Source organism: Actinomadura sp. NPDC048021 (assembly GCF_040653135.1).
Classification (GTDB): Bacteria; Actinomycetota; Actinomycetes; order Streptosporangiales; family Streptosporangiaceae; genus Spirillospora; species Spirillospora verrucosospora.
In genome coordinates this window covers 24,292-46,035 of record NZ_JBEZJQ010000005.1, presented here as the reverse complement: position 1 = coordinate 46,035, position 21,744 = coordinate 24,292, and the positions used below count along the sequence as shown (strand labels likewise).

Below are 21,744 nucleotides of genomic sequence, written 5' to 3'. Positions count from 1 at the left end.
GCGGGCGGATGGGGCTTCGGCTCGACAGACTGGGTGCTCACGCAGCGCGAGGATACTCGCCCCGGCGCGCATCGGCGGCCACTACGCCCCCGCGGGCTCGGCCGCCCACACCTCCATGGTCAGCCCCCAGGTGCCGCCGGGCGGCCCGGTGAGCGTGCGCCCGTCCTGCCGCGTCACCAGGTGCAGCACCCGCCGCGCCGGCCCGTAGGGGGCGACCTGCTCGGGCCTCGCCGCCATGATCACCGGCCGGCGCCCGGCCTGCCGCGCCCCGGCGGCCACGCGCCGCACGTCCTCGGGCGACGCGGAGCCGGTCGTGCGCGCGGCGGGCAGCCCGCACTCACCGCGGACGACCTGGAGGAACCGGTCGGCGGTGGCCTGCTCGACCATCACGACGGAGGCGCGCGCGGGCAGCGCCCGGCACAGTCCCTCCACGGCGGCGACCTCGCCCTGCTCCGTGCGGGTCACCAGGTAGCCGCCGGACGTCAGCAGGATCGGCACCAGCATCAGCACGAAGCCGGCGACCGTTCCCGCCCGCACCATCCTCGGCCCGTAGCCGAGCCGCCGGACGCGCTTGACGGTCCAGGCCGACGCGAACACCGCGAACAGCAGCAGGCCGGGGATGACGAGGCCGATCAGCCGGCGGGACGCCCACGGGTGGTCGGGCGTGATGCCGGGACGCACCAGCACCTGCGCGGTCGTCCAGACGACCATCGCGTAGGGCAGGAGCCATTCCGGCGACTGCCCGCGCAGCAGCCGCCGCACCAGCAGCGCCGCGCCGAACGTCGCGAACAGCAGCGCGGGGACGCCGATGTACCAGAGGACCCAGTACAGCGACAGCTCGGAGTACTGCCGGGTGCCGTCGACCGGGATGTCCTGGATCTTCTGGATCATCTCGATGAACCGGACGTTCATCGCGTCGTCGCCGGTCGCGGGCGGGCGGCGGACGGTCTGCACCAGCGGCCGGAGCGCGAAGCCCGCCATGACCAGCACGGTGAGGACGGCGGCGGCGCCCGGCAGGCGGCCGCGCGCGACCGCCGTGCCGGCGCGGCGCAGCCGGGTCCCCACCCGGTCGCGGCGCAGCGCCACGACCATGACGACCGTCGCGGCCAGGACGGCCGCGGAGATGGCCGCCAGCGGCACGAGCGAGCCGCGCAGGTAGGAGAGGTAGGGCCGGGACATCGTGAGGCCCTCGACCACGCCGGCGCCCGCTCCGAGCAGCAGGCCGCCGGCCGTCCAGTAGCCGGTCGCCCGTCTGCGCGCGATGAGCAGTCCCGCGAACGCCACCACCGGCAGGACGTCCCGCAGCCCGTCGATGCGGACGAGCACGATCAGCCCGAGCGCGGCCCCGCCGAGGAGCGCCTTGGCGCCGGCGACCCGGCCGTCGGCGGGCTCCCGGCGGACGTCGTACAGCAGCGACAGGCCGCCGAGCAGCAGGACGATGGCGGGCAGCTCGCTGAAGGCGTTGCGGGAGACGTAGAGCATCGGCAGCGTCAGCGCGAGGAGCAGCGCCCCGGCGGGGGCCCAGCGGGGGCCGACGAGGCGCGCGACGAGCCCGGCGAACGACAGCACGCAGCACGCGCCGAGAACCGGGGCCGCCAGCACCATCCCGTGGGCGCCGCCGACCCATCCGGCGGGCGCCAGGACCAGCGGCCACCCCGCCATGAACTGCGGGACGACGGCGCCGCCGTCCTGGTAGAAGGCGGGGCTCGCGAAGGCCAGGGCCGCGTCCGGGCCGCCGAACGCCCGCTCCGACAGCGGGATCGGCAGCGATCCGTGCTTCGCCAGCCACATCGCGAACTGGACATAGGACGCGGGGTCGCGGCGGACGACGATCTGCTCGGAGCACATGACGACCTGGAGCACCAGGAACGCGGCGGTGACGGCGAACACCGACCACACCGGCCAGCGCTGCACCGCGTCCAGGCCGCCCGGGGCGTTCAGGCTCCCCGGGCGCCCGCCGGGGGCGTCCCCGGGCCCGGTCCGCAGGCCGAGCCACAGCACCAGGGCCGCGACCGGCACGAACAGCGCGACCGCCGGGGCCGGGCGGAACACGCCCGCCATCAGCAGCGGCAGCGACACCGCCAGCCAGGCGACGAGGACCAGCGCCGGGGCCGCGGTCGCCCGGACGAGCAGCCGACCAGCGTTCATGATTCCGCCCCGGGCTCGCCGTCGGGGCGCGCGCCCGCCACTGTTCCGTCGTTCACCCGTGCGGAGCGTAGCGGCATCGGCGGGATGGCGGCGCCAGGACGATCATGCGGGCATACGCTCGGACCATGAGCGCACATGCCGGGGCCGCGGACACGCCCGCGGAGCTGCTGCGGCGGCGGGTCGCGGACGACCCGTCCCGCCCGCTGGTCACCTTCTACGACGACGCGAGCGGCGAGCGGGTCGAGCTGTCCGCGCGGACGTTCGGGAACTGGGTGGCCAAGACGGCCAACTTCCTGGTGGACGGCCTCGCCGCCGAGCCCGGCACCCGCGTCGTCCTGGTCCTGCCGCCGCACTGGCAGACCGCGGTGTGGCTGATGGCCTGCTGGTCGGCCGGTCTCGTCGCCGAGCCCGTCGATCCGGCGGACGTCGGCCGCGGCGGCGCCGAACCGGCCGGGGCGTCCGAGCCGTACATCCTGGCGGTGGCGCAGGAGGTGCTGGACGACGTGCTCGCGGACGAGGTGCTCGCAGGAGGGGCCGAGGAGATCGTCGGCCTGTCGCTCCACGCGCTCGGCGGCCCGCTCGCCGACTGCCCGCCCGGGGTGACCGACTACGCGGCGGAGGTGCGCGCGTACGGAGACAGGTTCGCCCCCGGCCCCGGGGCGGATCCGGAGGCCCCCGCGCTGAGTGTGACAAAGGCCACATTCAGCGCGGCGGAGCTGGTGGGCGCGGCACGCGGGGCCGTTGAGAAATGGGAGCTGGACGCACGCGACCGGCTCCTGGTTGACATGTCCTTCACCACACTCGACGGGGTTCTGGCCTGCCTGCTCACACCACTAGCCTCGGGTGCTTCCGTCATAATCCAACGAAACTTTGACAAAGCCGCCCTAGATCGTCGCCTGACCCTGGAGCATGTGACGGTGGTGGCCGGTACTTCCGGACCGAATGACGAATCCGGCTCCGTGTACCGCCTCCCCTGACCTACGCTTCCCTTTGCCCTCGTCCCGTCCGTTCGAACCATGAGCCACGGGCCGGCCCCATAGCGGGGACGTCCCCCGGACCCCCGGAACCGCCCATACCCCCGGACCTCGGAGCCGATGAACAGCAACCCGATGTACATGGAGTACGTCGACGACGCCGACCCGCAGCCGGCGCCGCGACGCGGCTGGCGCATCCTCGGCTGGGTGTGCATCGGACTGTCGGCGGTCATGGTGGTCGGCTCTCTCACCGCCTACGGCCTGTACCGCCAGGCGTTCGGGAACATCTCGCACGAGGACGTCAACGCCCAGCTCGGCCCCAACCGGCCGAAGAAGCTGAACAGCGCGATGAACATCCTGATGCTCGGGTCCGACACGCGTGAGGGCTCGAACGCCAAGTACGGCCGCTCGATGAAGAACGAGGTGCCGCGCTCGGACACGATGATCCTGCTGCACCTGTCCCCCGGCGGCGGCCAGGCGATGGGCATCAGCTTCCCCCGCGACCTGATGGTCCGGATGCCCTCCTGCAAGAGCCGCAAGGGGGGGGTGGTCCCGGCGCAGACCCGCGCGCAGATCAACTCGTCGTTCAGCAACGGCGGCGCGGCCTGCGTCATCAAGACGATCGAGAGCATCTCCAACATCCGCATCGACCACTTCATGCAGGTCGACTTCAACGGGTTCAAGGCCATCACCAACGCCGTCGGCGGCGTCCCGGTGTGCCTTCCCAAGGATGTCAACGACCCCAAGTCCAAGCTGAAGCTGACCGCGGGCAAGCACAAGATCAAGGGAGAGACGGCGCTCGCCTACGTGCGGGTGCGGCACGGCCTCGGCGACGGCTCCGACACCGACCGCATCAAGCGCCAGCAGAAGTTCATGGGCTCCCTCGCCGGCCAGGCGATGAGCGCGGGCGTGCTCAGCAACCCGCGCCGCATGCTCCAGCTGATGAACGCCGTGACCAAGTCGCTCACCACCGACAAGGAGCTGACGCCGCAGGTCATGATGGACATCGGCAAGGAGATGCAGGGGATGACCACCGGCAAGCTGCGGTTCGTGACCGTCCCGTCCGGGCCCGACCCGCTGGACCCGAACCGGGTGGCGCTCACCCCCGCGGCCCAGCCGTTCTTCTCCGCCGTCCGCAATGACAAGACCGTGCCGAAGGAGCCCAAGCCGGGCGCCACGAAGATCCCGCCGAGCCAGGTGCGCGTGCGGGTCTACAACGGCAGCGGCATCGACGGCCAGGCCGGGCGCGTCGCCAGCGACCTTGAGTCGCAGGGCTTCCAGGTCACCGTCGGCGGGAACGCCCCCTCGCCCACGACCACCACGCAGGTGCTGTACGGTGCCGGTGCCGACCAGCAGGCGCAGACCCTGACCGCGCTGATCCCGAGCAAGCCGCAGGCCGCGGCGCGCACCACGGGCGGCACGCCGGGCGTCGTCGACCTGATCGTCGGCCAGAACTGGACGAACCTGAAGAGCGCCGGCGCCGGCATCCCGAAGCAGCAGGGTGAGATCCGCGCCAGCGACGACATCTGCAAGGAGACCTGACCGGGCAGCCGTATGACTTACACCACCAGGCCCTCGGAGGCCGACGCGGCACAGCGAACCGAACGGCCGCCGTCCACGGAACCCGCGGCGCCCCCCTTGGCGGGGGCGCCGGAGGCCGCGGGCGCCGCCGCCTCCGGAAGCCCGGCCCCGCAGGGCCCAGGCCCCGCGCGCAAGGTCCGCGACCCGTTCTTCGACAACGCCAAGTACTTCGCGATCCTGCTGGTGGTGGCGGGGCACTCCCTGGCCAACCTGCTGAACGTCCCGATGGCCAAGGGCCTCTACCTGTTCATCTACCTGTTCCACATGCCGCTGTTCATCGTGATCACCGGCTACTTCTCCCGGAACTGGACGTTCGCCGGCGGCAAGGCCCGCAAACTGATCACCAACGTCGGGGTGCCGTACGTGGTGTTCGAGTTCGCCTACTCGATCTACGACTGGCTCGCGGGCCGCAACCACCTCGAGATCAGCCTGCTGAACCCGTACTACCTGACGTGGTTCCTGTGCGCGCTGTTCATGTGGCGGCTGTCCACCCCCGTCTGGCAGCAGATCCGCTGGCCGCTCGCCGTCGCGACCGTTTTCGCCCTGCTGTCGTACATGAGCGACCTCGGCGGGACGTTCGACATCCACCGGGTGATCGGGCTGCTGCCCTTCTACGTTCTCGGGCTCTCGCTGAAGCCGCAGCACTTCGAGCTGCTGAAGAAGCCGATCGCCCGGCCGATCGGCGCGGTGGTGCTCGCCGCCGGGCTCGCCGGCACCTACCTCGTCATGGACCACATGTCGCGGGGCTGGATCTACTGGAAGCACCCGAACTTCGAACTCCACGTCGGCAACCTCACCGGCACCGTGGTGCGGATCGCGATGTTCGCCGCGGCGGTCGTCTTCGTCGCCGCGTTCCTCAGCCTCATCCCGCGCGGGCGGTACTGGTTCACCTCCCTCGGCTCCTACACGCTGTACGCCTACCTGCTGCACGGGTTCGTGACCCGGCTGCTCAACTTCACCGGCTGGTGGGACGCCGACTGGATGCACACCCCGACCGGGGTGGTCGTCGTGGTCGCCGGCGCCCTGGTGGTCGGAACGTTCCTGTGCTCCAAGCCCGTCGTGCGGACGATGAGCTGGGCACTGGAGCCGAAGATGACGTGGGTCTTCACACCTCTGAGAAGGCCCGCCCGCTCCCGCTGACGCTCCCCCGCTCCCGCTCCTAACCCCGCTCCCCGCTCCCGCAGTACCCGACCCCCCGGAGATATGTCCGACGTCCTCCCCACCCCGCCATCCGCCACGGGCAGTGCGCCTTCCGCCACGGGCAGTGCGCTCGCCCTGCCCGAGGCGCCGCCCGTCCCCGCTCCCCGCCCCGCGCCCGACCCGGCGGCGCCGCCGAAGCCGGCGCCCCGCCCCCGGGACGCGTACTTCGACAACGCCAAGTTCTTCACGGCCGTGCTCGTCGTGGTCGGGCACTTCTGGTCCCAGTTCGGGGACAGCCGCGCGGCCCACGCCGCCTATGTCGTGCTCTACGCCTTCCATATGCCGGTCTTCGTTTTTATTTCCGGCTATTTCTCCCGGGGATTCATGCGCTCGACGGACAAGTTCCGCAGCGTTCTCCCCACGCTCGTCGTCCCTTATGTGATATTCATCCTCCTCTACCGGGCGCAATTGATGCTCATCAACGGAGTGCAGTTCCGGCTGAGCGAGCTCTTCCGGCCGCATTTCCTGATGTGGTTCCTGGTGGCGCTCGTGTTCTGGCGGCTGAGCGCACCGCTGTGGGGGCACCTGCGCCATCCGGTGGCCGTCTCGGTGGCGTTCTGCCTCGTCGGCGGGAGCTGGGCGTTCACCGCCGACTCCACGCTCAGCCGGACCGCCGGGCTGCTGCCGCTCTTCGTCCTCGGGCTGACCGTCGACCCGCGGCACGTGCGGCGGCTGCGCGCCGGATGGGCGCGGTGGGCCGGGCTCGCCGTGCTGGCCGCCGCCCTCCCCGTCGCCTACGTCTGGGAGCTCGGCACGGTCGTCCCGAGGATCGACAGCGGTCTGCTCTACTGGAACCAGGGTTACGATGCCATGGGGTTCGGCACCGTCGAAGGCATGATGTGGCGGCTCGTGGCCCTTGCCTTCGCCGTTCTCCTCGGCGCCGCCTTCCTCGCGAGCATCCCGCGCGACCGAGCCTGGTACACCGAGATGGGGACGCGGACCATGTACGTGTACCTGCTGCACGGCCTCGTCATGAAGACGTTCGACTACACCGGCGTGCTGGACGAGCCCGTCCTGCACGAGCCGTTCGGCATCGTCTCGGTCACCGTGGCCGCCGCCGCGCTCGGCGTCGTCCTCGCCACCGCCCCCGTGCGGCGGGCCACCCGGTGGGCGGTCGAACCCGAGGCGCGGTGGCTCCTTCGACCCGCGCCCGCCAGGACCTGAGGTTCAACCCCGACCTGTGGGTATAGTCCAGAATCACCGAGTAGTTGATTGGCCTTCGCGTGAGCTCTGATCACGATATTTCCCTGAGCATCATCGTGCCCGTGCACAAAGTGCAGGGGTACATCCGGCAATGCCTTGATTCGATCCTTGATCCGGATCTTCCCCATCTTGAGGTCATCGCCGTCGACGACCACTCGCCGGACGGCTGCGGTGAGATCCTCGACGAGTTCGCCGAGCGCGACCCGCGCGTCAAGGTCCGGCACCTCGCCGAGAACGTCGGCCTCGGCCGCGCCCGCAACATCGGGCTCGACATGGCGACCGGCGACTACGTCTGGTTCTTCGACAGCGACGACTACGCGACCGAGGGCGCCGTCCGCGCCATCTGCGACCGGCTCGCCGAGACCCGCCCCGACGTGCTGGTCTTCGACTACGCCCGTGCCTACTGGAACGGCAAGGTCAAGCGCAGCATCATCAACGACCTGTTCCGCGAGCCCCCCGCGCCGGACGTGTTCACCCTGGCGGAGCGGCCGAGCGTCCTCGAGATGATGATGACGGCGTGGAACAAGGCGATCCGCCGCGAGTTCCTGCTCGACCTCGGGCTGCGCTTCAGCGGCGGCTACTACGAGGACGTCAACGTCACCTACCCGATCCTGATGGCCGCCGAGCGCCTGAGCCTGCTGGACCGGGTCTGCTACATCTACCGGCAGCGCCGCCGCGGAGCGATCACCAAGACCGCGAGCGCCAAGCACTTCGACGCGTTCGCGCAGTACGACCGCATCTTCGAGTTCATGGACGGGATGGGGGCGAAGGCCGACCCGTTCCGCACGCTGATGTTCAACCGGACGATCTGGCACCTGCTCGTCATCATCGAGCGGCCCGACCGCGTCCACGAGTCGGAGAAGGCGCGCTTCTTCGCGGAGATGTCGAAGACGTACAACAGGTACGAGCCGGCGGGGCACGTCCCCCCCGACGACAAGCCGTTCCTCGCCGACAAGCACCGCATGATCAAGGCGGGCGACCACCGGGGCTTCGAGCGGGTCCGCGCCGCCGAGGCCAAGGACAAGGCGCGGGGCCGGGGCGGGAAGGCCGCCAAGCTCCGCAGGCGCGGCGTGCTGCTGGGCAAGGAGCTCGCCAAGGAGCGCTACTACCAGATGCAGCGGCGCCTCCCGATCGAGGAGGACCTCGCCGTCTTCGCCGCGTACTGGTACCGCGGGTACGCCTGCAATCCGGCGGCGATCTACGAGAAGGTCCGCGAGCTGGCCCCGGACGTCCGCCCGGTGTGGGTCGTCAAGCCCAGGGCCCGCAGGACGATGCCGGAGGGCGTCGACTACGTCGTCGCCGGCTCCGCCGAGTACTACCGGACGCTGGCCCGCGCGAAGTACTTCGTCAACAACGTCAACTTCCCCGACAACTACGTGAAGCGGCCGGGGCAGGTGCACATGATGACGCAGCACGGGACGCCGCTGAAGAAGATGGGCCTCGACCAGATGGAGTATCCGGTCGGCGCCAACGACATGGACTTCAAGGCCCTCATCGCCCGGTCGGACCGCTGGGACTACCTCGTCTCGTCCAACCCGCTGTCGACGGAGGCGTGGGAGCGCGGGTTCCCCTGCGACTACGAGATGCTGGAGATCGGCTACCCGCGCAACGACCGGCTCGTCGCCGCGGCCGAGGACGAGCGCACCCGGCTGCGCGCGGAGCTCGGCGTCCCCGCCGGCGCGACCGCGATCCTGTACGCGCCGACGCACCGCGACTACCAGCGCCGCTACACCCCCATGTTCGACATCGGGCGGGTCGCGGAGGCGCTCGGCGAGGGGCACGTGCTGCTGCTGCGGGCGCACTACTACTACAAGATCAAGAACATGGCGGCGGACCTGGGCTGGCCGGAGGGCCGGGTCATCGACGTGTCCAGGCACCCGTCCGTCGAGGACCTCATGATCGCCTCGGACGCGCTGCTCACCGACTACTCCTCGGTGATGTTCGACTACGCCAACCTCGACCGGCCGATCGTGATCTACGCCAACGACTGGGAGACCTACCGGCTCACCCGCGGGGTCAACTTCGACCTGACGGCGACCCCTCCCGGTGTCGTCGCCGCGACCGAGGCCGAGCTGGTCGAGGCGTTCACGTCCGGGGCGGCGTGGGGCGACGCCGCCGCGAAGAACCGCGCGAACTTCAGGGCGCGTTTCTGCCCGTGGGACGACGGGCAGGCGGCCGAGCGCGCCGTGCGCCGCATGTTCCTCGGCGAGAAGATCCCGAACCCGCCGCAGTAGGCCCCGCGCCGGGCCCGCCGCGGCGCCGTCCGGTGCACACCCCCGTCACGCCGAAGGAGTGGGTCGCTTGCCCTCCAGCAGGATCAGCGTCGTCGTGCTCGCGCACGGAGCCGGAGAGTCGCTCGGCGGCACCCTCGCGTCGATCGCGGGCCAGTCGCACGCGGACCTGCGGGTCCTGGTGATGGACGACGGCGCGGGCGCCGCCGCCGGGGCCGTGCTGCCCGACGAGCGGTTCCGCGTCGTGCGGCGGGGCGCGCTCAGCCGGGGCGCGGCGCGCGGCCTCGGCGCCGCGGAGAGCGACGGCGACTTCCTGCTGTTCGTGGACGGCGGCGACGAGCTGCCGGCGGAGGCCCTCGCGTCGCTGGCCGCGGCGCTGGAGTCGTCCGGCTCCGACATCGCGCTCGGCCGCGAGGCCGTCCGCCGCGGGCCGGAGCGGGCGCCGGAGTGGCGGCCCGCCGAGCCGTCCCTCGCCCCGGCCACCGGCACGGACGTGCGGCGCACCCCCGGCCTCGTCCGCGAGCGCGGGGTCGGCGGGAAGCTGTTCCGGCGGTCGTTCTGGACGTCGCACGGGCTGGAGTTCCCCGACCTCGGCCGCTACGACGACCTGCTCCCGGCGGTGCGGGCGCTGCACCTCGCGGAGGGCGTGGACGTGCTGCCCGGCGTCGTCCTGCGCCGGCGGGGCGAGCGGTTCCCCGCCACCACGGAGGCGCAGGAGATCGCGGACGGGTTCGGCGCCGTCGCCCTCGCGGTCGCCTGGCTCGGCGAGCACGGCCACGCCCGGTCCCGGCGGCGGCTCCAGGCGCTCGCGGCGGCCGAGGAGCTGCGGGTGTTCCTGGACGCGCTGCCGGACCTGCCCGGCGACGAGCGCGAGCAGGTCGTCGCGCAGGCCGCCGCGTACGCGTCCGAGCTGCCCGCCAAGCTGCTCGCCGGCGTCCCGGCGCTGACCCGGCTGAAGTGGCATCTCGCCTCCGCCGGGCGCACGAGCGAGCTGGTGAAGGTGGTCCGGTACGAGCGGGGGAAGGCCTCGCCGTCGATCGTCCGCGACCCGCTGCGCCGGTACGTCGTCTACCCGTACTGGAAGGACGCCGAGGTCGGCGTCCCGCGCGAGGTGTACCGGGCCCGCGGCGAGCTGGGGATGCGGGGCCGGGTCCACGCGGTCGGCTGGGACGGCGACCGGCTCACCGTCACCGGCGAGGCCTACATCAACTCCGTCAGCATGCGGCGCCGCTGGACGTCGGTGAAGGCGATCACGCTGCGGTCCGGCGGCCGGAGGATCCTCGCACGGGCCCGGCAGGCGCCGGCGCCCGGGAAGCGGTCGGGCTGGTCCGGCTTCGCGTTCGCCCTCGACGCGGCTCGCCTCCGCGACCGCAGGAAATGGGTCGAGGGGGTCTGGTCGGTCGAGGCGTCGGTGCTCAACGCGGGCGTGTTCCGGCGGGGGCCGCTGCGCGGCGGCGGCTCCGGCAGCGGCGCGCATCCGCCCTACCGCTACGTCGCCGACGACGTGCGCGTCGTCCCGCGCATCGAGGACGGCCGCCTCGTCATCGAGGTCGAGCGGGTCCGGTCGGCGGCGGTCGCGCTGTCCTGGGACGGCGGCACGCTCGTCGTCGAGGTGAAGGCGGACGAGGCGCCGGACGGCCTGTCGCTGACGCTGGGCGACGACCGCGTCGACGTGCCGGTCACCGCGTCCGGCGGCCGGTACGTCGCCCGCGTCTCCCCGGAGTCCCTCGAAGGATCCCCGCCGCCGGAGGAGGAGATCGACGACACCCGCGACTGGACGGTCCGGGTCGCGGGCCGCCCCCTGGTGCTCGCCGAAGGGGTCGAGGACGTCCGGCGGACGTTCGGCCCGCTGGAGGTCGCCGCGGGCCGCGGGCCCGGCGGCTACCTGCGCGTCCGGCGCACCACGGCGCGGCTCTCCGTCGACGCCTGCGCCTGGCGGCCGGACGGGACCCTCGTCCTGACCGCTGCGCATCCCGCGCACGCCGGTGGCCAGATCGTGCTGCGCGGCCGATGGCACCGCAAGGAGTACGCGTTCGACCTCGTCCCCGATCCGGCGTCGGGGCGCCTGCGCGGGGAGATCCCGGTCGCGGCCGTGCCGGGCGTCGCGGGCGTCCTGCCGCTGCGGCCCGGCCGCTGGGACGTGCTGTTCCGGCCCCCGGGCGGGCGGGCGCTGACCGTCCGGCTGTCGGCGGAGGCGCAGGACGGCCTGCCCGGGCCGCTGGAGGTGGCGCGGCGCGGCTACGCCCTGGAGGCGCGCGACGGGCTGCTCGCCGTGGCGGTGACGGGCGACGTGCCGCCGGAGGAGAAGAGCGCCGGCGCCAGGTACCGGGAGGAGGCGCGCCGCCGAGCCGACCGCGACGGGCTGCGCGACGCTGTCCTGTTCTCGTGCTTCAACGGGCGGCAGTACTCCGACAGCCCGAAGGCCGTCCACGAGGAGCTGATGCGCCGGGACTCCGGCCTGGAGCAGCTCTGGGTCGTCAACGACGCGCAGGTGGAGCTGCCGGACACGCTGCGGCCCGTCCGGCTGCACGGCAGGGAGTGGCACGAGGCGCTCGCCGCGTCCCGCTACATCGTGACGAACCACCGGCTGGGCGACGCGTTCCGGCGGCACCCGGACCAGGTCGTCCTGCAGACCTGGCACGGCACGCCGCTGAAGAAGATCGGCGGGGACATCAAGGAGGTGCACTTCGCCTACGCGCCGGGCATGAGGAAGGCGCTCCAGTCGCGCTCGAAGGACCCCGGGCCCTCCCTGCCCGAGTGGAGCCACCTGCTGTCCCCCAACCCGTTCAGCACGGAGATCTTCCGTCGCGCGTTCGCGTTCAAGGGGGAGATGCTGGAGGTCGGCTACCCCCGCAACGACCTGCTGTACAGCCCGGAGGCCGACGCGGTCGCCGCGCGGGTCCGGGCCCGGCTCGGCATCCCCGACGGCAAGCGGGTCGTCCTGTACGCGCCGACGTGGCGGGACGACCAGTACTACAGCCGGGGCCGCTACCGGTTCGACATGCGGATCGACCTGGAGCGGGCCCGCGCCGCGCTCGGCGACGACCACGTCCTGCTGGTGCGGCTGCACACCAACGTGGTGGACGGCGTCCGCGAGGACGGCCACGGCTTCGTCCGCGACGTCTCGGCCTATCCCGACATCACCGAGCTGTACCTGATCTCCGACGTGCTGATCAGCGACTACTCGTCGGTGATGTTCGACTACGCCAACACCGGCCGGCCCATGCTGTTCTTCACCTACGACCTCGCCGACTACCGCGACCGGCTGCGCGGCTTCTACTTCGACTTCGAGGCCGAGTCCCCGGGGCCGCTCGTGGAGACCTCCGACGACCTCATCGAGGCGGTCCGCGACGCGGAGTCCGCCATGGAGGGCTATCGCGACCGCTACAAGGACTTCGTCGCGCGTTTCTGCCCTCTCGACGACGGGCATGCCGCCTCCCGTGCCGTCGACCGCGTCTTCGGCGCGGACGGCACAGTCCGGTAAGCGTCATCGGGGAAGGCGACTGGGCCGTGACCACGGTTCCCGACCGTTGTGAGAAGTCGGACGCCCGCGGGGTGGCCGACCATTGCAGGGTCGGTGCGGACGACGCCCTGCGCATCCGCTGGCCCCGGCCGGCGGCGGAAGGCGAGCGGATCGTCCTGCGCCACGAGAGGTCCGGGGAGGTCCGCGCCGGGCCGCTCTCGGACGACCGGCGCTCCGCCGTCCTCACGGTCGCGGGGCTGGCGCCCGGCAGGTGGGACGTCCTGCTCGGCGCGGACCACCCCCTGGTGACCGACGATCCCGGGTTCTCCTTCGACGGCCTGCGCGAGTACGCCGGACGGGCACGGGACCGGGCCGTCCGCGTCGTGCGGCTGCCGGACGGGCGGGCCGTGCTCGACGTCCGCGAGGTCGTCCCGCACGCCGAGGTCGAGGAGGTGCACCCGCTCGACGGCGAGATCGGGATCACCGGATGGCCGGCCTACGCCGGGCCGCGCCCGGGCGGGGCCGCCCGGCTGGTCGCGGTCGCGCGCGAGGGCGGCGGCAGGGAGACGTGGAGCGCCCGGCTCGACGGGACCGGGTTCGACGCCCGCCTGGACGTCCGCGCGTTCACCCGGTGGGAGCCTTCCCTGTGGGACCTCTGGCTCGACGCGGGCGACGTCCACGCCCGCCTCGCCACGTTCCTCGACGACGCGCCGGGCAAGCTCGGCACGCTGTCCTACCCCCGCCAGGTCGTCGCGTCCGGCGGCCGGCGGATGAGCGTGCGGCCGTACTACACGCGGCAGGACGGGCTGGCGGTCGCCTGCCACCTCCTCCCGGAGGACGCCGGCCCATGAGGATCACGTTCCTGCTGCTGGAGGCCTGGACGATCGACGGCACGGTGCGCAGCACCTTCACGCTCGCCGACGAGCTGTCCCGCCGCCACGACGTCGAGATCGTCAGCGTGCGGCGCACGGCCGACCGGCCGGTGTTCCCGCTGTCGGGCCGGGTCCGGCTGCGCTCCCTGGTCGACGTCCGGCCGGGCGCGAAGGCCGCGTGGCCGCACGCCGCGCGCGCCGGGCGGCTCATGGACGAGCCGAGCCGGATGGTCCATCCCGAGGAGCGCAGCTTCTCCAAGTACTCCGCCTGGACGGACGAGAGACTCGCCCGCTTCCTGCGCCGGCCGCGCACGGACGTGCTGGTCACCACCCGCGCCGGGCTCAACCTGATGGCGGCGCGGCTGGCGCCGGCCGAGGTCGTCGTGGTCGGGCAGGAGCACCTCCAGCTCGGCATCAACGACGCCGGGATCCTCGCCGAGATCGAGGAGGGGTACCCGCGGCTGGACGCCCTCACCTGCCTGACGGCCGCCGACACCGCGGACTACGAGCGCCTGCTGCCCGCCGGCTCGTGCCCCGTCCACACGATCGGCAACGGGCTGCCCCCTCGGGTGCATCCGCGGTCGCGGCAGGAGAACCGGGTGGTCGTGGCGGCGGGCCGGATCGTCTGGATCAAGGGGTTCGACCTGCTGCTGGACGCGTTCGCGAAGGTCGTGGAGAAGCATCCGCGGTGGCGGCTGCGCGTCCACGGCGAGGGGCCGCGCCGCGAGGAGATGCGCCGCCGGGCCACGCGCCTCGGCCTCTACAACCACGTGCGGATGCTGGAGCCGGCCCGCGACATGGAGGGCGAGCTGGCCAAGGCGTCCGTCCTCGCGCTGCCGTCGCGCGCCGAGCCGTTCGGCATGACGATCATCGAGGCGTTCGCGTGCGGGCTGCCGGTGGTCGCCTTCGACTGCCCGCACGGGCCCCGCGAGATCATCACCGACGGGGCGGACGGGCTGCTCGTCCCGCCCGGGGACTCCGGCGCGCTCGCCGAGACGCTGATCCGGCTGATCGACGACGAGGAGCTGAGGCGCGCGATGGCGGCGAACGCCGTCGCGTCGGCCGGGCGGTTCGCCGTGTCCGCCGTCGCCGCGCGCTGGGAGCGGATGCTCGCCGGGCTGCTCGCCGCCCCGCGCCGCGACACCGGGCGGCGCTAGCCGGACTCGGCTTCGATCTTCGCCCGGGCCGGCCGGGACTCCTTCCGCGGCGCGGGCACGCGCGGCGGGCGGCGCGGCGGGAACAGCGCCAGCCCGAGCGCGACGCACGCGAACGGGACGGCGGGCATGACGTAGCGGTAGTCGAAGTCGGCGGTCGCGGCGGGGATCACCAGCAGCGCCAGGCTCGTCCCCCACGGGAGCAGCGCGCCCGCCGTCCAGTGCCGGACGGGCCGGGCGAGGCGCCACCGCCCGTTCGACCGCGCGTGGGGGACGGCCCCGGCGAGCCCGCCGAGGAGCAGGACGCCGAGGATCGTGCCGGGCATGACCAGGTGGTCCTGGTAGGCGAGGACGACCCCCGACCACGGCCGCACGACCCGGGTCTCGCCGTCGCCGCCGTACCGCCCGGCGAGGCGCGCCTGCCTGTCGCTCCACGCCTCGCCCTCGGGGAACTCGTACTGGAGCCACGTCCACGGCGTGGGGTACGGCTGCCGTCGCCAGGCGAACGCCCGCAGGGTGTCGCGGACGACGACCTCCGCGTAGCCGGCGGGCTGCGCCTTGATCGCGGCCCAGGCGAACTCGCCCGCGAGCCGGTTGCCCTCCTCGCCGTAGACCCAGCCCGGGATGCGGCGGAACGGGGAGTCGGGCGTCCACATGACCGAGAACGACCGGGAGATCCGGGGGTCGCTCCGCTTCGGGCACATGATCGCCAGCTCGGGCCGGGGCCTGATCACCCGGCAGTCGGCGAACGCGGCCGTGCGCCCGTACAGGAACACCTGGTCGGCCTTGGCGAGCTTGTACTGGCCGTACTCCGCGTGGAACCAGACCATGTAGCCGGCGACGGGCAGGACGAAAGCGAGGGCCGCCGCCGCGCAGGCCGTCCGGCCCGCCCTCCTGACGAGCATCGCGAGGAGGACCAGCGCGATCAGCGGCAGTCCCGCCGTCCGGGTGAGCGTCGCGCACGCCGTGAGCGCCCCGGCCAGGGCGCCGAGCCACCAGGCCGGCCGGCGACGCCACAGCACGGCCGCCACCGCCGCGAGCAGCAGGAACGCGAACAGCGAGTCCGACATGAGCATGTGCTCAAGGGCGATCTGGTGCGCGGGGATCAGCACCGGGACGGTCAGCAGCGCCGCGGTCGCGCCGGGCAGCCACACCCGCCACGGCTTCCCGTCCTCGACGGGCAGGGCCGCCCGTCCCGCACGCCAGACCAGGGCGTAGACCAGCACACCGGTCAGCACCCCGACGGCGTGCTGCACGGAGACCATCAGGCCGAAACTGTGGAAGGGCTTGAGCAGCCACAGCAAGATCGGATATCCACTGGGACGCGTCGGATCCGGCCGGAACGCGACCGCGGCCTCCAGGTACCCGGGCGAGTCACCGAACCACAGGGGAGCCGGATAGGCGAGGACGGCGACGGCCCGGATCCAGACCGCGACGGCGAGGACTCCGGCGAACGGCAGGTGGGGAGCGAGGGGACGCACGCGCATTCTGCGTCCCTTACCCGCGGCGCTGATCGTCATGTGACCGGACGATCACGATCCGGGAGATCCCCGGTGACCGGAACCGGACAGCCGATACGATCAGACCGCTCCGCGAACGAAAGGAACCCCATGGCGAACTTCACGCTCGACGACGTTCGGCAACGGACGTACAAGGCGCGTGACGCCTGGTGGACCGTGCTGCTGGTCGACCCGCTGGCCGCCAGGCTCGTCAAGTTCACGGCGAACAGGACGCGCGTGACGCCGAACCAGCTCACCGTCGGCGCGCTCGTCCTCGGCCTCGCCGCCGGCGCCTGCTTCGCCGTCGCGTCCTGGCCGTGGCTGCTCGCCGGCGCGCTGCTGTACCACCTGTCGTTCACCCTCGACTGCATGGACGGCAAGGTCGCCCGGCTGAAGGGCACCGGCTCGGTGTTCGGCGCCTGGCTCGACTACATCTTCGACCGCGTCCGCGTCCTGGCCTGCGCGATCGCCCTGATGGCCGGCCAGTACGCCGCCACCGGCAACGTCGCCTACGTCTGGACGGCGCTCGCCGTCGTCTTCCTCGACATGCTGCGCTACATGGACGCGCTGGAGATCTACAAGGTCCGCTCGCAGATGCGGACCACCCTCAGCGCGGCCCGCGAGGAGGCCCAGGCGCTCGAACTCGCGGCCCGCCGCGCCAACGGCGACCTGGTGGAGGCCGACGAGGACCTGCGCTCCGCGGAGGCGCTCACCGAGGACCCCGAGGCCGACGCGGAGAACCGCGTCGTCGGCGACGACCCCAACGCCGCCGTCCTCCAGGCGGGCTTCAACCAGCGCTTCCCCTGGTACGCCCGCATCCGCAACGTCCTGATGGCGGGCCGCATCCGCCCCCACCTGATCAGCGGCATCGAGTTCCAGATGGGCGTGTTCATCGTCGCCCCGATCGCCGCCGCGATCGTGCCGGGCGCCATCATCCCCGTGGTGGTCCTCAGCGGCGTCGGCCTGCTGGCCTTCGAGCTGATCATCATCTACAAGTTCTGGCTCTCCAGCCGGGACTACAGCCGCAGCCTCGCCAAGCTCAACGCCAAGATCGAGTCCCACCGCGCCGAGCTTCCCGCCGAGCCCGCCCAGGCCGGCGCGGTCGTCGGCAGCTCCGGCTGACCCGTACCGCCGGAGAGGTCCCCGCGGCGCCGCCGCGGGGACTTTCTCTCTGGACGGCCCCTCCCGGGCCGTCCTTCACCCGGCGCGGCGGCCCGTCATCAGGAGGTACTCCCAGTCCATGGACAGGGTCGGCCCTCCCCGGTCGTGGTCGCGGGCCAGGCCCGCGGGGGCTACGTCCTGACCCCGGCGGGCGAGGAGCTGCGCCCGGTGGTGGAGGCACCTGCGCCGCGGCGTCCCGGCGTGGTTCACCCTCTCCCCCTTCGCCGCCGTCCCCCGCCCCGCCCGGACGGAGGGAGCGGCCTAGCCGGTGAGGAGGTCCGTCCACTGGCGGCAGACCTCGTCCAGGCCGTAGGCGGCCTTCACCTGGGCGCGGGCCTGCTCGGCGTCGTCCTGCCAGCGGCCCAGCGAGACCGTGGTGGCGATGGACGCGGCCATGGCGGAGGTGTCGTCGTGGATCCAGCGGCGCTGGTAGATGGTCTCGGCGCCGGGCCAGGGCAGCAGGGCCGGGACGGCGCCCGAGGCCATGCCCTCGGCCGGCGCGAGATGGAAGCTCTCGTCGTCGCTGGTGGACAGCACCCAGCCGATGCGGCGCAGCCAGGAGGCCACGTCGCGCCCGTAGGAGTCGAAGACGACGCCGCCCGAGAGGAGGCGGGAGCGCCGGATGCGGCGGAAGACCTCCTCGTAGTGGGCCCGCTCCTCGTCCTTCTGCCAGATCCACCAGTACTCCCAGGGGAGCTTGGACTTGACGAAGAGGGTGAAGCGCGGGTCGTCGCGGCGGAGCTCCTCGACCACGTCGAGGGCCAGGTCCAGGCGCTTGCGGGACGGGGCGATGCCGATCATCCCGAGGTGGTGCTCGGCGCCGGGGAGCTTCGCGCGGTCGAGCTGCGCGTCGTCCACCCAGTTCGGGACCGTGACGACCTTCTCGGCGGGCCAGCCGGTGATCTCGCGGGTCAGCGCGTCGTAGTGGGGGCTGACGCAGACGACCCGGTCGACGGCGCCGATGTCGAGCTGCTTCGGCCAGCCCGCGTACAGCTCGAACCGGTGCAGGCGCACGACGAGGCGCTGGTCCGGGCGCTTGCGCCGGGCGAACCAGAGGGCGTTCGGGCCGCACCACTCGCAGACGATGACGTCCGCCCAGTCGACCAGGGCCTGGCTGCGCTCCTCGTCGTGGGCCTTCAGCGCGGCCCAGTGGTCGACGCGGACCTCCAGGTCGGAACGGGAGCGCAGGTAGTCCAGCAGGCGGGAGAAGAACTTCAGGTCGTGGCCCGCCACCCCGACGCGCAGGCGGCGCCCCTTCACGGCGAGGACCTTCTCGGAGGGCTCCGGGAACGCCTGCGCCAGGTAGCCGCGCAGGCGGGCGGCGGCCGCGTCGAGGGTGAACTCCGCCGCCGCCGCGCGGCAGCGGTCCGCGGCGAGCGTGAAGATCTCCGGGTTCTTGCCGATGAGCGTCAGGGCGTCGAGCACGTCGTCCTCGGTCGCCGCGAACAGCGGGTAGTCGGTCCCGAGGAGCCGTTCGTGCATCGGGGTGCGGTTGAGGACGACCGGGACGCCGAGCGTCCCGCACTCCAGCACCTTCGTGGACAGTTCGAGGCTGGCGTCCATGGAGGCGTCGCGCCAGGACAGGCCCACGTCGCCGGCGGCGGTGAGGCGCATCGCCTCGGCCCGCGGGTGGCCGCCGTGCCAGACGACGCCCTCGCCCGTCTCCAGCGCGGTCCTCATCCGGGACGCGAAGCCGGGATCGGACGGATCGTCGTGGATCTTGTCCCCGACCATGTGCAGTTCGGCGTCCACGCCGCGCATGGCCAGCAGGCGCGGGAGGGACGTCATCTCGTAGGTGTTCCACCGGGGCGCGAACTTGCCGGTGTAGACGAGGCGGAGCGGGCCGTCGGAGGGGCCGGGGCCGCGCGTCTCCAGGCCGTCCGGGAGCACGACGACCGGCGGGAACAGCACGCTCTTGCCGGCCGTCGCCGGGACGGCGCTCTCCAGGAAGCCGCGCAGCTCCTCGGTCTGGCAGAGCAGGACGCGGGAGGCGTCGGCGATCCGGCGCAGGTCGCCCTTGGCGGAGGCGGTGAACTCCGCGGCCGACTGCGGGACGTCGGTGAGGTACGTCCAGAGCCGCCCGGCCATCGGCCCGGCGGCGAGCTTGCCCGCGAGGATGCGGCCGCGCACCACGACGAGGTCGTGCGGGTCCTCCTCGTCGACGCGGGCGAGCACCCCGGCGGCCTGCCGCGCGGCCATGCCGGCGGGGCCCTCGAACAGTCCCTCGGCGTGCGGGCTGCGGACGGTGACGCCGGGCAGGGCGCGCAGCGGGTCGACGAGCCGGCCCGTCCGGACGGGCGCCTTGAGGACCAGGGTCACCTCGCAGCCGGCGCGGGCCAGGGCCTGCACCATGCCCTGGGCCCAGATGGCCGACCCGTCGATGATGTTGAGGTCGACGTCGCCGTAGACGAGGGCACGTGGTCGCACGGTGGTTCCTTTCAACGGGCCGGACTCGTGGTGGCACCGCTCGTCGCGGCGGGGCCCCCACCGGCGTCCGGCGACGGCGCCGGGTCGAGGAGGCGGACGAGCCCGGCGGGCGCGGTGGCGGTCGCGTCCCAGTGCAGGGACGCCAGGGTGGCGGGCGGCGCCTCGCCCCACAGGACGAGCGGGAGCGATCGGGCCGCGGCGATCCGGCGGATCTCGTGCAGCGCCAGATCGCGGTCGTACATGCCGGGGACGCCCAGGTAGGCCCACGGCCCGCCGGGCTCGCCGGCCGCCGCGTCCACCACGAGCGCGTCCACGTCGGCGGTCTCGAGGGCGATCGCGGCGTCGTGCGGGTAGAGGGCGACGACCCTGGCGTGCCCGGCGAGGACGGCGGCCGTGCCGGGCGCGAGCACCCCCGCGATGATCGGGACGTCGCAGGGCCCCGCGACGAGCAGCCGGTCCTCGGGCCGCTCGACGCGGTCGGGCTGGACGCCGCCGCCGGTCGCGCGCGCCGCGGCCGAGACCGGGGCGCTGCGCTTGCGCCAGAGCCGGTACAGCTCCCGCGGCAGCCGCTTGCCGCGCCTGGGGTTGCGCGCCGCGCCCGCGACCAGCCGCCCGAACTGGACGGCCGTCGAGGCCTCCAGGGCCGCGAGCCGCTTCTCCATCTCGTCCAGGCGCGCCTCCCGCTCGCGCAGCGTGGACTTCAGCCGCCCGAGCTGCTGGTAGGCCTTGGCGTTCTTGTCCTCGTCACTCACCCAGGAACTCCATGATCACTTCGGCGATGCGGGGGCCGGCGTGGCCGTCCCACAGCGGGGGCCTGCGCTCGCCCGGCCCGCCCGCGGCCGCCGCTCCCCCTTCCAGGCACTTGCGGACCCCCGGCACCAGCTCCTCGAACGTGACGAGCCGGTTCGTGCCGTGGGTGATCGTGATCGGCCGCTCGGTGTTGGGGCGGACGGTCAGGCACGGCACCCCGAGGATCGTCGTCTCCTCCTGGAGGCCCCCCGAGTCCGTGACGACCGCCGCCGCCCCCCGGACGGCCGCGATGAAGTCGATGTACCCGAGCGGCTCCAGGATGTGCACGCGGTCGTGCTCGTCCAGCCCGGCGGCCAGCAGGTTCGCCCGCCCGCGCGGGTGGACGGGGATGACCAGGTCGGCGAGGTCGGCGACGCCGTGCAGGCGCCGGACGAGGGCCGCGGCCGTCTCCGGCGCGTCGACGTTCGCGGGCCGGTGCATGGTCGCGAGGACGTAGCGCTCCGGCAGCCCGTGCGCCGCCCGCACGGCGGCCGTGTCGAACTGGTCCAGGTTGGCCAGCAGCGTGTCGATCATCGGGTTGCCGACCAGGTGCGCCCGCTCCACCGCGACGCCCTCCGCGGCCAGGTGGCCGATCCCCTCCGGGCTCGTGACCAGGCACAGCGCGGAGAGCTGGTCGGTGATCCTGCGGTTGACCTCCTCCGGCATCGTCATGTCGAAGCTGCGCAGCCCGGCCTCCACATGGGCGACCGGGATGTGCAGCTTGGCCGCGACGAGGGCGGCGGCGATCGTCGAGTTCACGTCGCCGTACACGATGACGAGCGCGGGTGAACGACCCGTGAACTCCTTCTCCAGCCCGATCATGAGCGCGGCGGTCTGCTCGGCGTGGCCGCCCGAGCCGACGCCGAGGTTGACGTCGGGCTCGGGAAGCCCGAGCTGGTCGAAGAAGATCTCCGACATCCGCGCGTCGTAGTGCTGGCCGGTGTGGATCACCGCCTGCTCGGCGCCCGCCGCGGCGAGCGCCGAAATCACCGGCGCCGCCTTGACGAAGTTGGGCCTCGCCCCGAGGACGTGCACGATGGGT

15 protein-coding genes are annotated in these 21,744 nt (G+C 73.0%); 9 read left to right on the top strand and 6 right to left on the bottom strand.

The annotated features are described in order from the left end of the window. Positions 1-81 precede the first annotated feature (81 nt). Positions 82-2,148: a hypothetical protein gene (locus tag AB0C87_RS10210; protein ID WP_360577162.1), complete on the bottom strand. Its 2,067-nt coding sequence runs from the start codon at positions 2,146-2,148 to the stop codon at positions 82-84. 125 nt (positions 2,149-2,273) lie between these two features. Between AB0C87_RS10210 and AB0C87_RS10205 the strand changes: the two genes are divergently transcribed. From AB0C87_RS10205 to AB0C87_RS10170, 8 genes are all read left to right on the top strand, one after another. After that, positions 2,274-3,125 (top strand): TIGR03089 family protein, encoded by an 852-nt coding sequence (locus AB0C87_RS10205; RefSeq protein WP_360577161.1) that lies wholly within the window; start codon positions 2,274-2,276, stop codon positions 3,123-3,125. Positions 3,126-3,242: 117 nt separating this feature from the next. After that, positions 3,243-4,664, top strand: a complete 1,422-nt coding sequence (locus tag AB0C87_RS10200; protein WP_345177689.1) for an LCP family protein — start codon at positions 3,243-3,245, stop codon at positions 4,662-4,664. 96 nt (positions 4,665-4,760) lie between these two features. Then, positions 4,761-5,843, top strand: coding sequence for an acyltransferase family protein (locus AB0C87_RS10195; RefSeq protein WP_345177687.1), 1,083 nt, complete (start codon positions 4,761-4,763; stop codon positions 5,841-5,843). A gap of 63 nt (positions 5,844-5,906) precedes the next feature. After that, on the top strand, positions 5,907-7,067 hold the full coding sequence (locus AB0C87_RS10190; protein WP_345177684.1) for an acyltransferase family protein: 1,161 nt from the start codon (positions 5,907-5,909) through the stop codon (positions 7,065-7,067). Between the two features lie 59 nt (positions 7,068-7,126). Continuing rightward, positions 7,127-9,340, top strand: a complete 2,214-nt coding sequence (locus AB0C87_RS10185; protein ID WP_360577160.1) for a bifunctional glycosyltransferase family 2 protein/CDP-glycerol:glycerophosphate glycerophosphotransferase — start codon at positions 7,127-7,129, stop codon at positions 9,338-9,340. A gap of 67 nt (positions 9,341-9,407) precedes the next feature. Next, positions 9,408-12,821 (top strand): bifunctional glycosyltransferase family 2 protein/CDP-glycerol:glycerophosphate glycerophosphotransferase, encoded by a 3,414-nt coding sequence (locus tag AB0C87_RS10180; protein ID WP_360577159.1) that lies wholly within the window; start codon positions 9,408-9,410, stop codon positions 12,819-12,821. 26 nt (positions 12,822-12,847) lie between these two features. Beyond that, positions 12,848-13,651, top strand: coding sequence for a hypothetical protein (locus AB0C87_RS10175; RefSeq protein ID WP_360577158.1), 804 nt, complete (start codon positions 12,848-12,850; stop codon positions 13,649-13,651). Continuing rightward, entirely contained in the window at positions 13,648-14,829 is a 1,182-nt protein-coding gene (locus AB0C87_RS10170; protein WP_360577157.1) for a glycosyltransferase family 4 protein, read from the top strand. Before AB0C87_RS10175 ends, AB0C87_RS10170 begins: the two co-directional genes overlap by 4 nt. Here AB0C87_RS10170 and AB0C87_RS10165 read toward each other — a convergent pair. Continuing rightward, on the bottom strand, positions 14,826-16,313 hold the full coding sequence (locus AB0C87_RS10165; protein WP_360577156.1) for a hypothetical protein: 1,488 nt from the start codon (positions 16,311-16,313) through the stop codon (positions 14,826-14,828). The genes AB0C87_RS10170 and AB0C87_RS10165 overlap by 4 nt on opposite strands. A 123-nt stretch (positions 16,314-16,436) precedes the next feature. On the opposite strand from AB0C87_RS10165, the gene AB0C87_RS10160 reads away from it, so the two are divergent. Beyond that, positions 16,437-17,447, top strand: a complete 1,011-nt coding sequence (locus AB0C87_RS10160; protein WP_345177670.1) for a CDP-alcohol phosphatidyltransferase family protein — start codon at positions 16,437-16,439, stop codon at positions 17,445-17,447. A gap of 75 nt (positions 17,448-17,522) precedes the next feature. Here AB0C87_RS10160 and AB0C87_RS10155 read toward each other — a convergent pair whose 3' ends face one another. The 4 genes from AB0C87_RS10155 to wecB form a co-directional block, all read right to left on the bottom strand. Beyond that, a complete protein-coding gene (locus AB0C87_RS10155) occupies positions 17,523-17,696 on the bottom strand; it encodes a hypothetical protein (protein ID WP_360577155.1) in 174 nt (57 codons plus the stop codon). Between the two features lie 51 nt (positions 17,697-17,747). After that, the gene (locus AB0C87_RS10150; protein WP_360577317.1) at positions 17,748-19,838 is read right to left on the bottom strand and encodes a glycosyltransferase family 1 protein; all 2,091 of its coding nucleotides are present in this window, start codon (positions 19,836-19,838) and stop codon (positions 17,748-17,750) included. A gap of 86 nt (positions 19,839-19,924) precedes the next feature. Further along, positions 19,925-20,665, bottom strand: coding sequence for a hypothetical protein (locus AB0C87_RS10145; protein ID WP_345177668.1), 741 nt, complete (start codon positions 20,663-20,665; stop codon positions 19,925-19,927). Continuing rightward, on the bottom strand, positions 20,658-21,740 hold the full coding sequence (gene wecB / locus AB0C87_RS10140; RefSeq protein WP_345177878.1) for a UDP-N-acetylglucosamine 2-epimerase (non-hydrolyzing): 1,083 nt from the start codon (positions 21,738-21,740) through the stop codon (positions 20,658-20,660). The genes AB0C87_RS10145 and wecB overlap by 8 nt, the downstream gene beginning before the upstream one ends. Positions 21,741-21,744 lie beyond the last annotated feature (4 nt).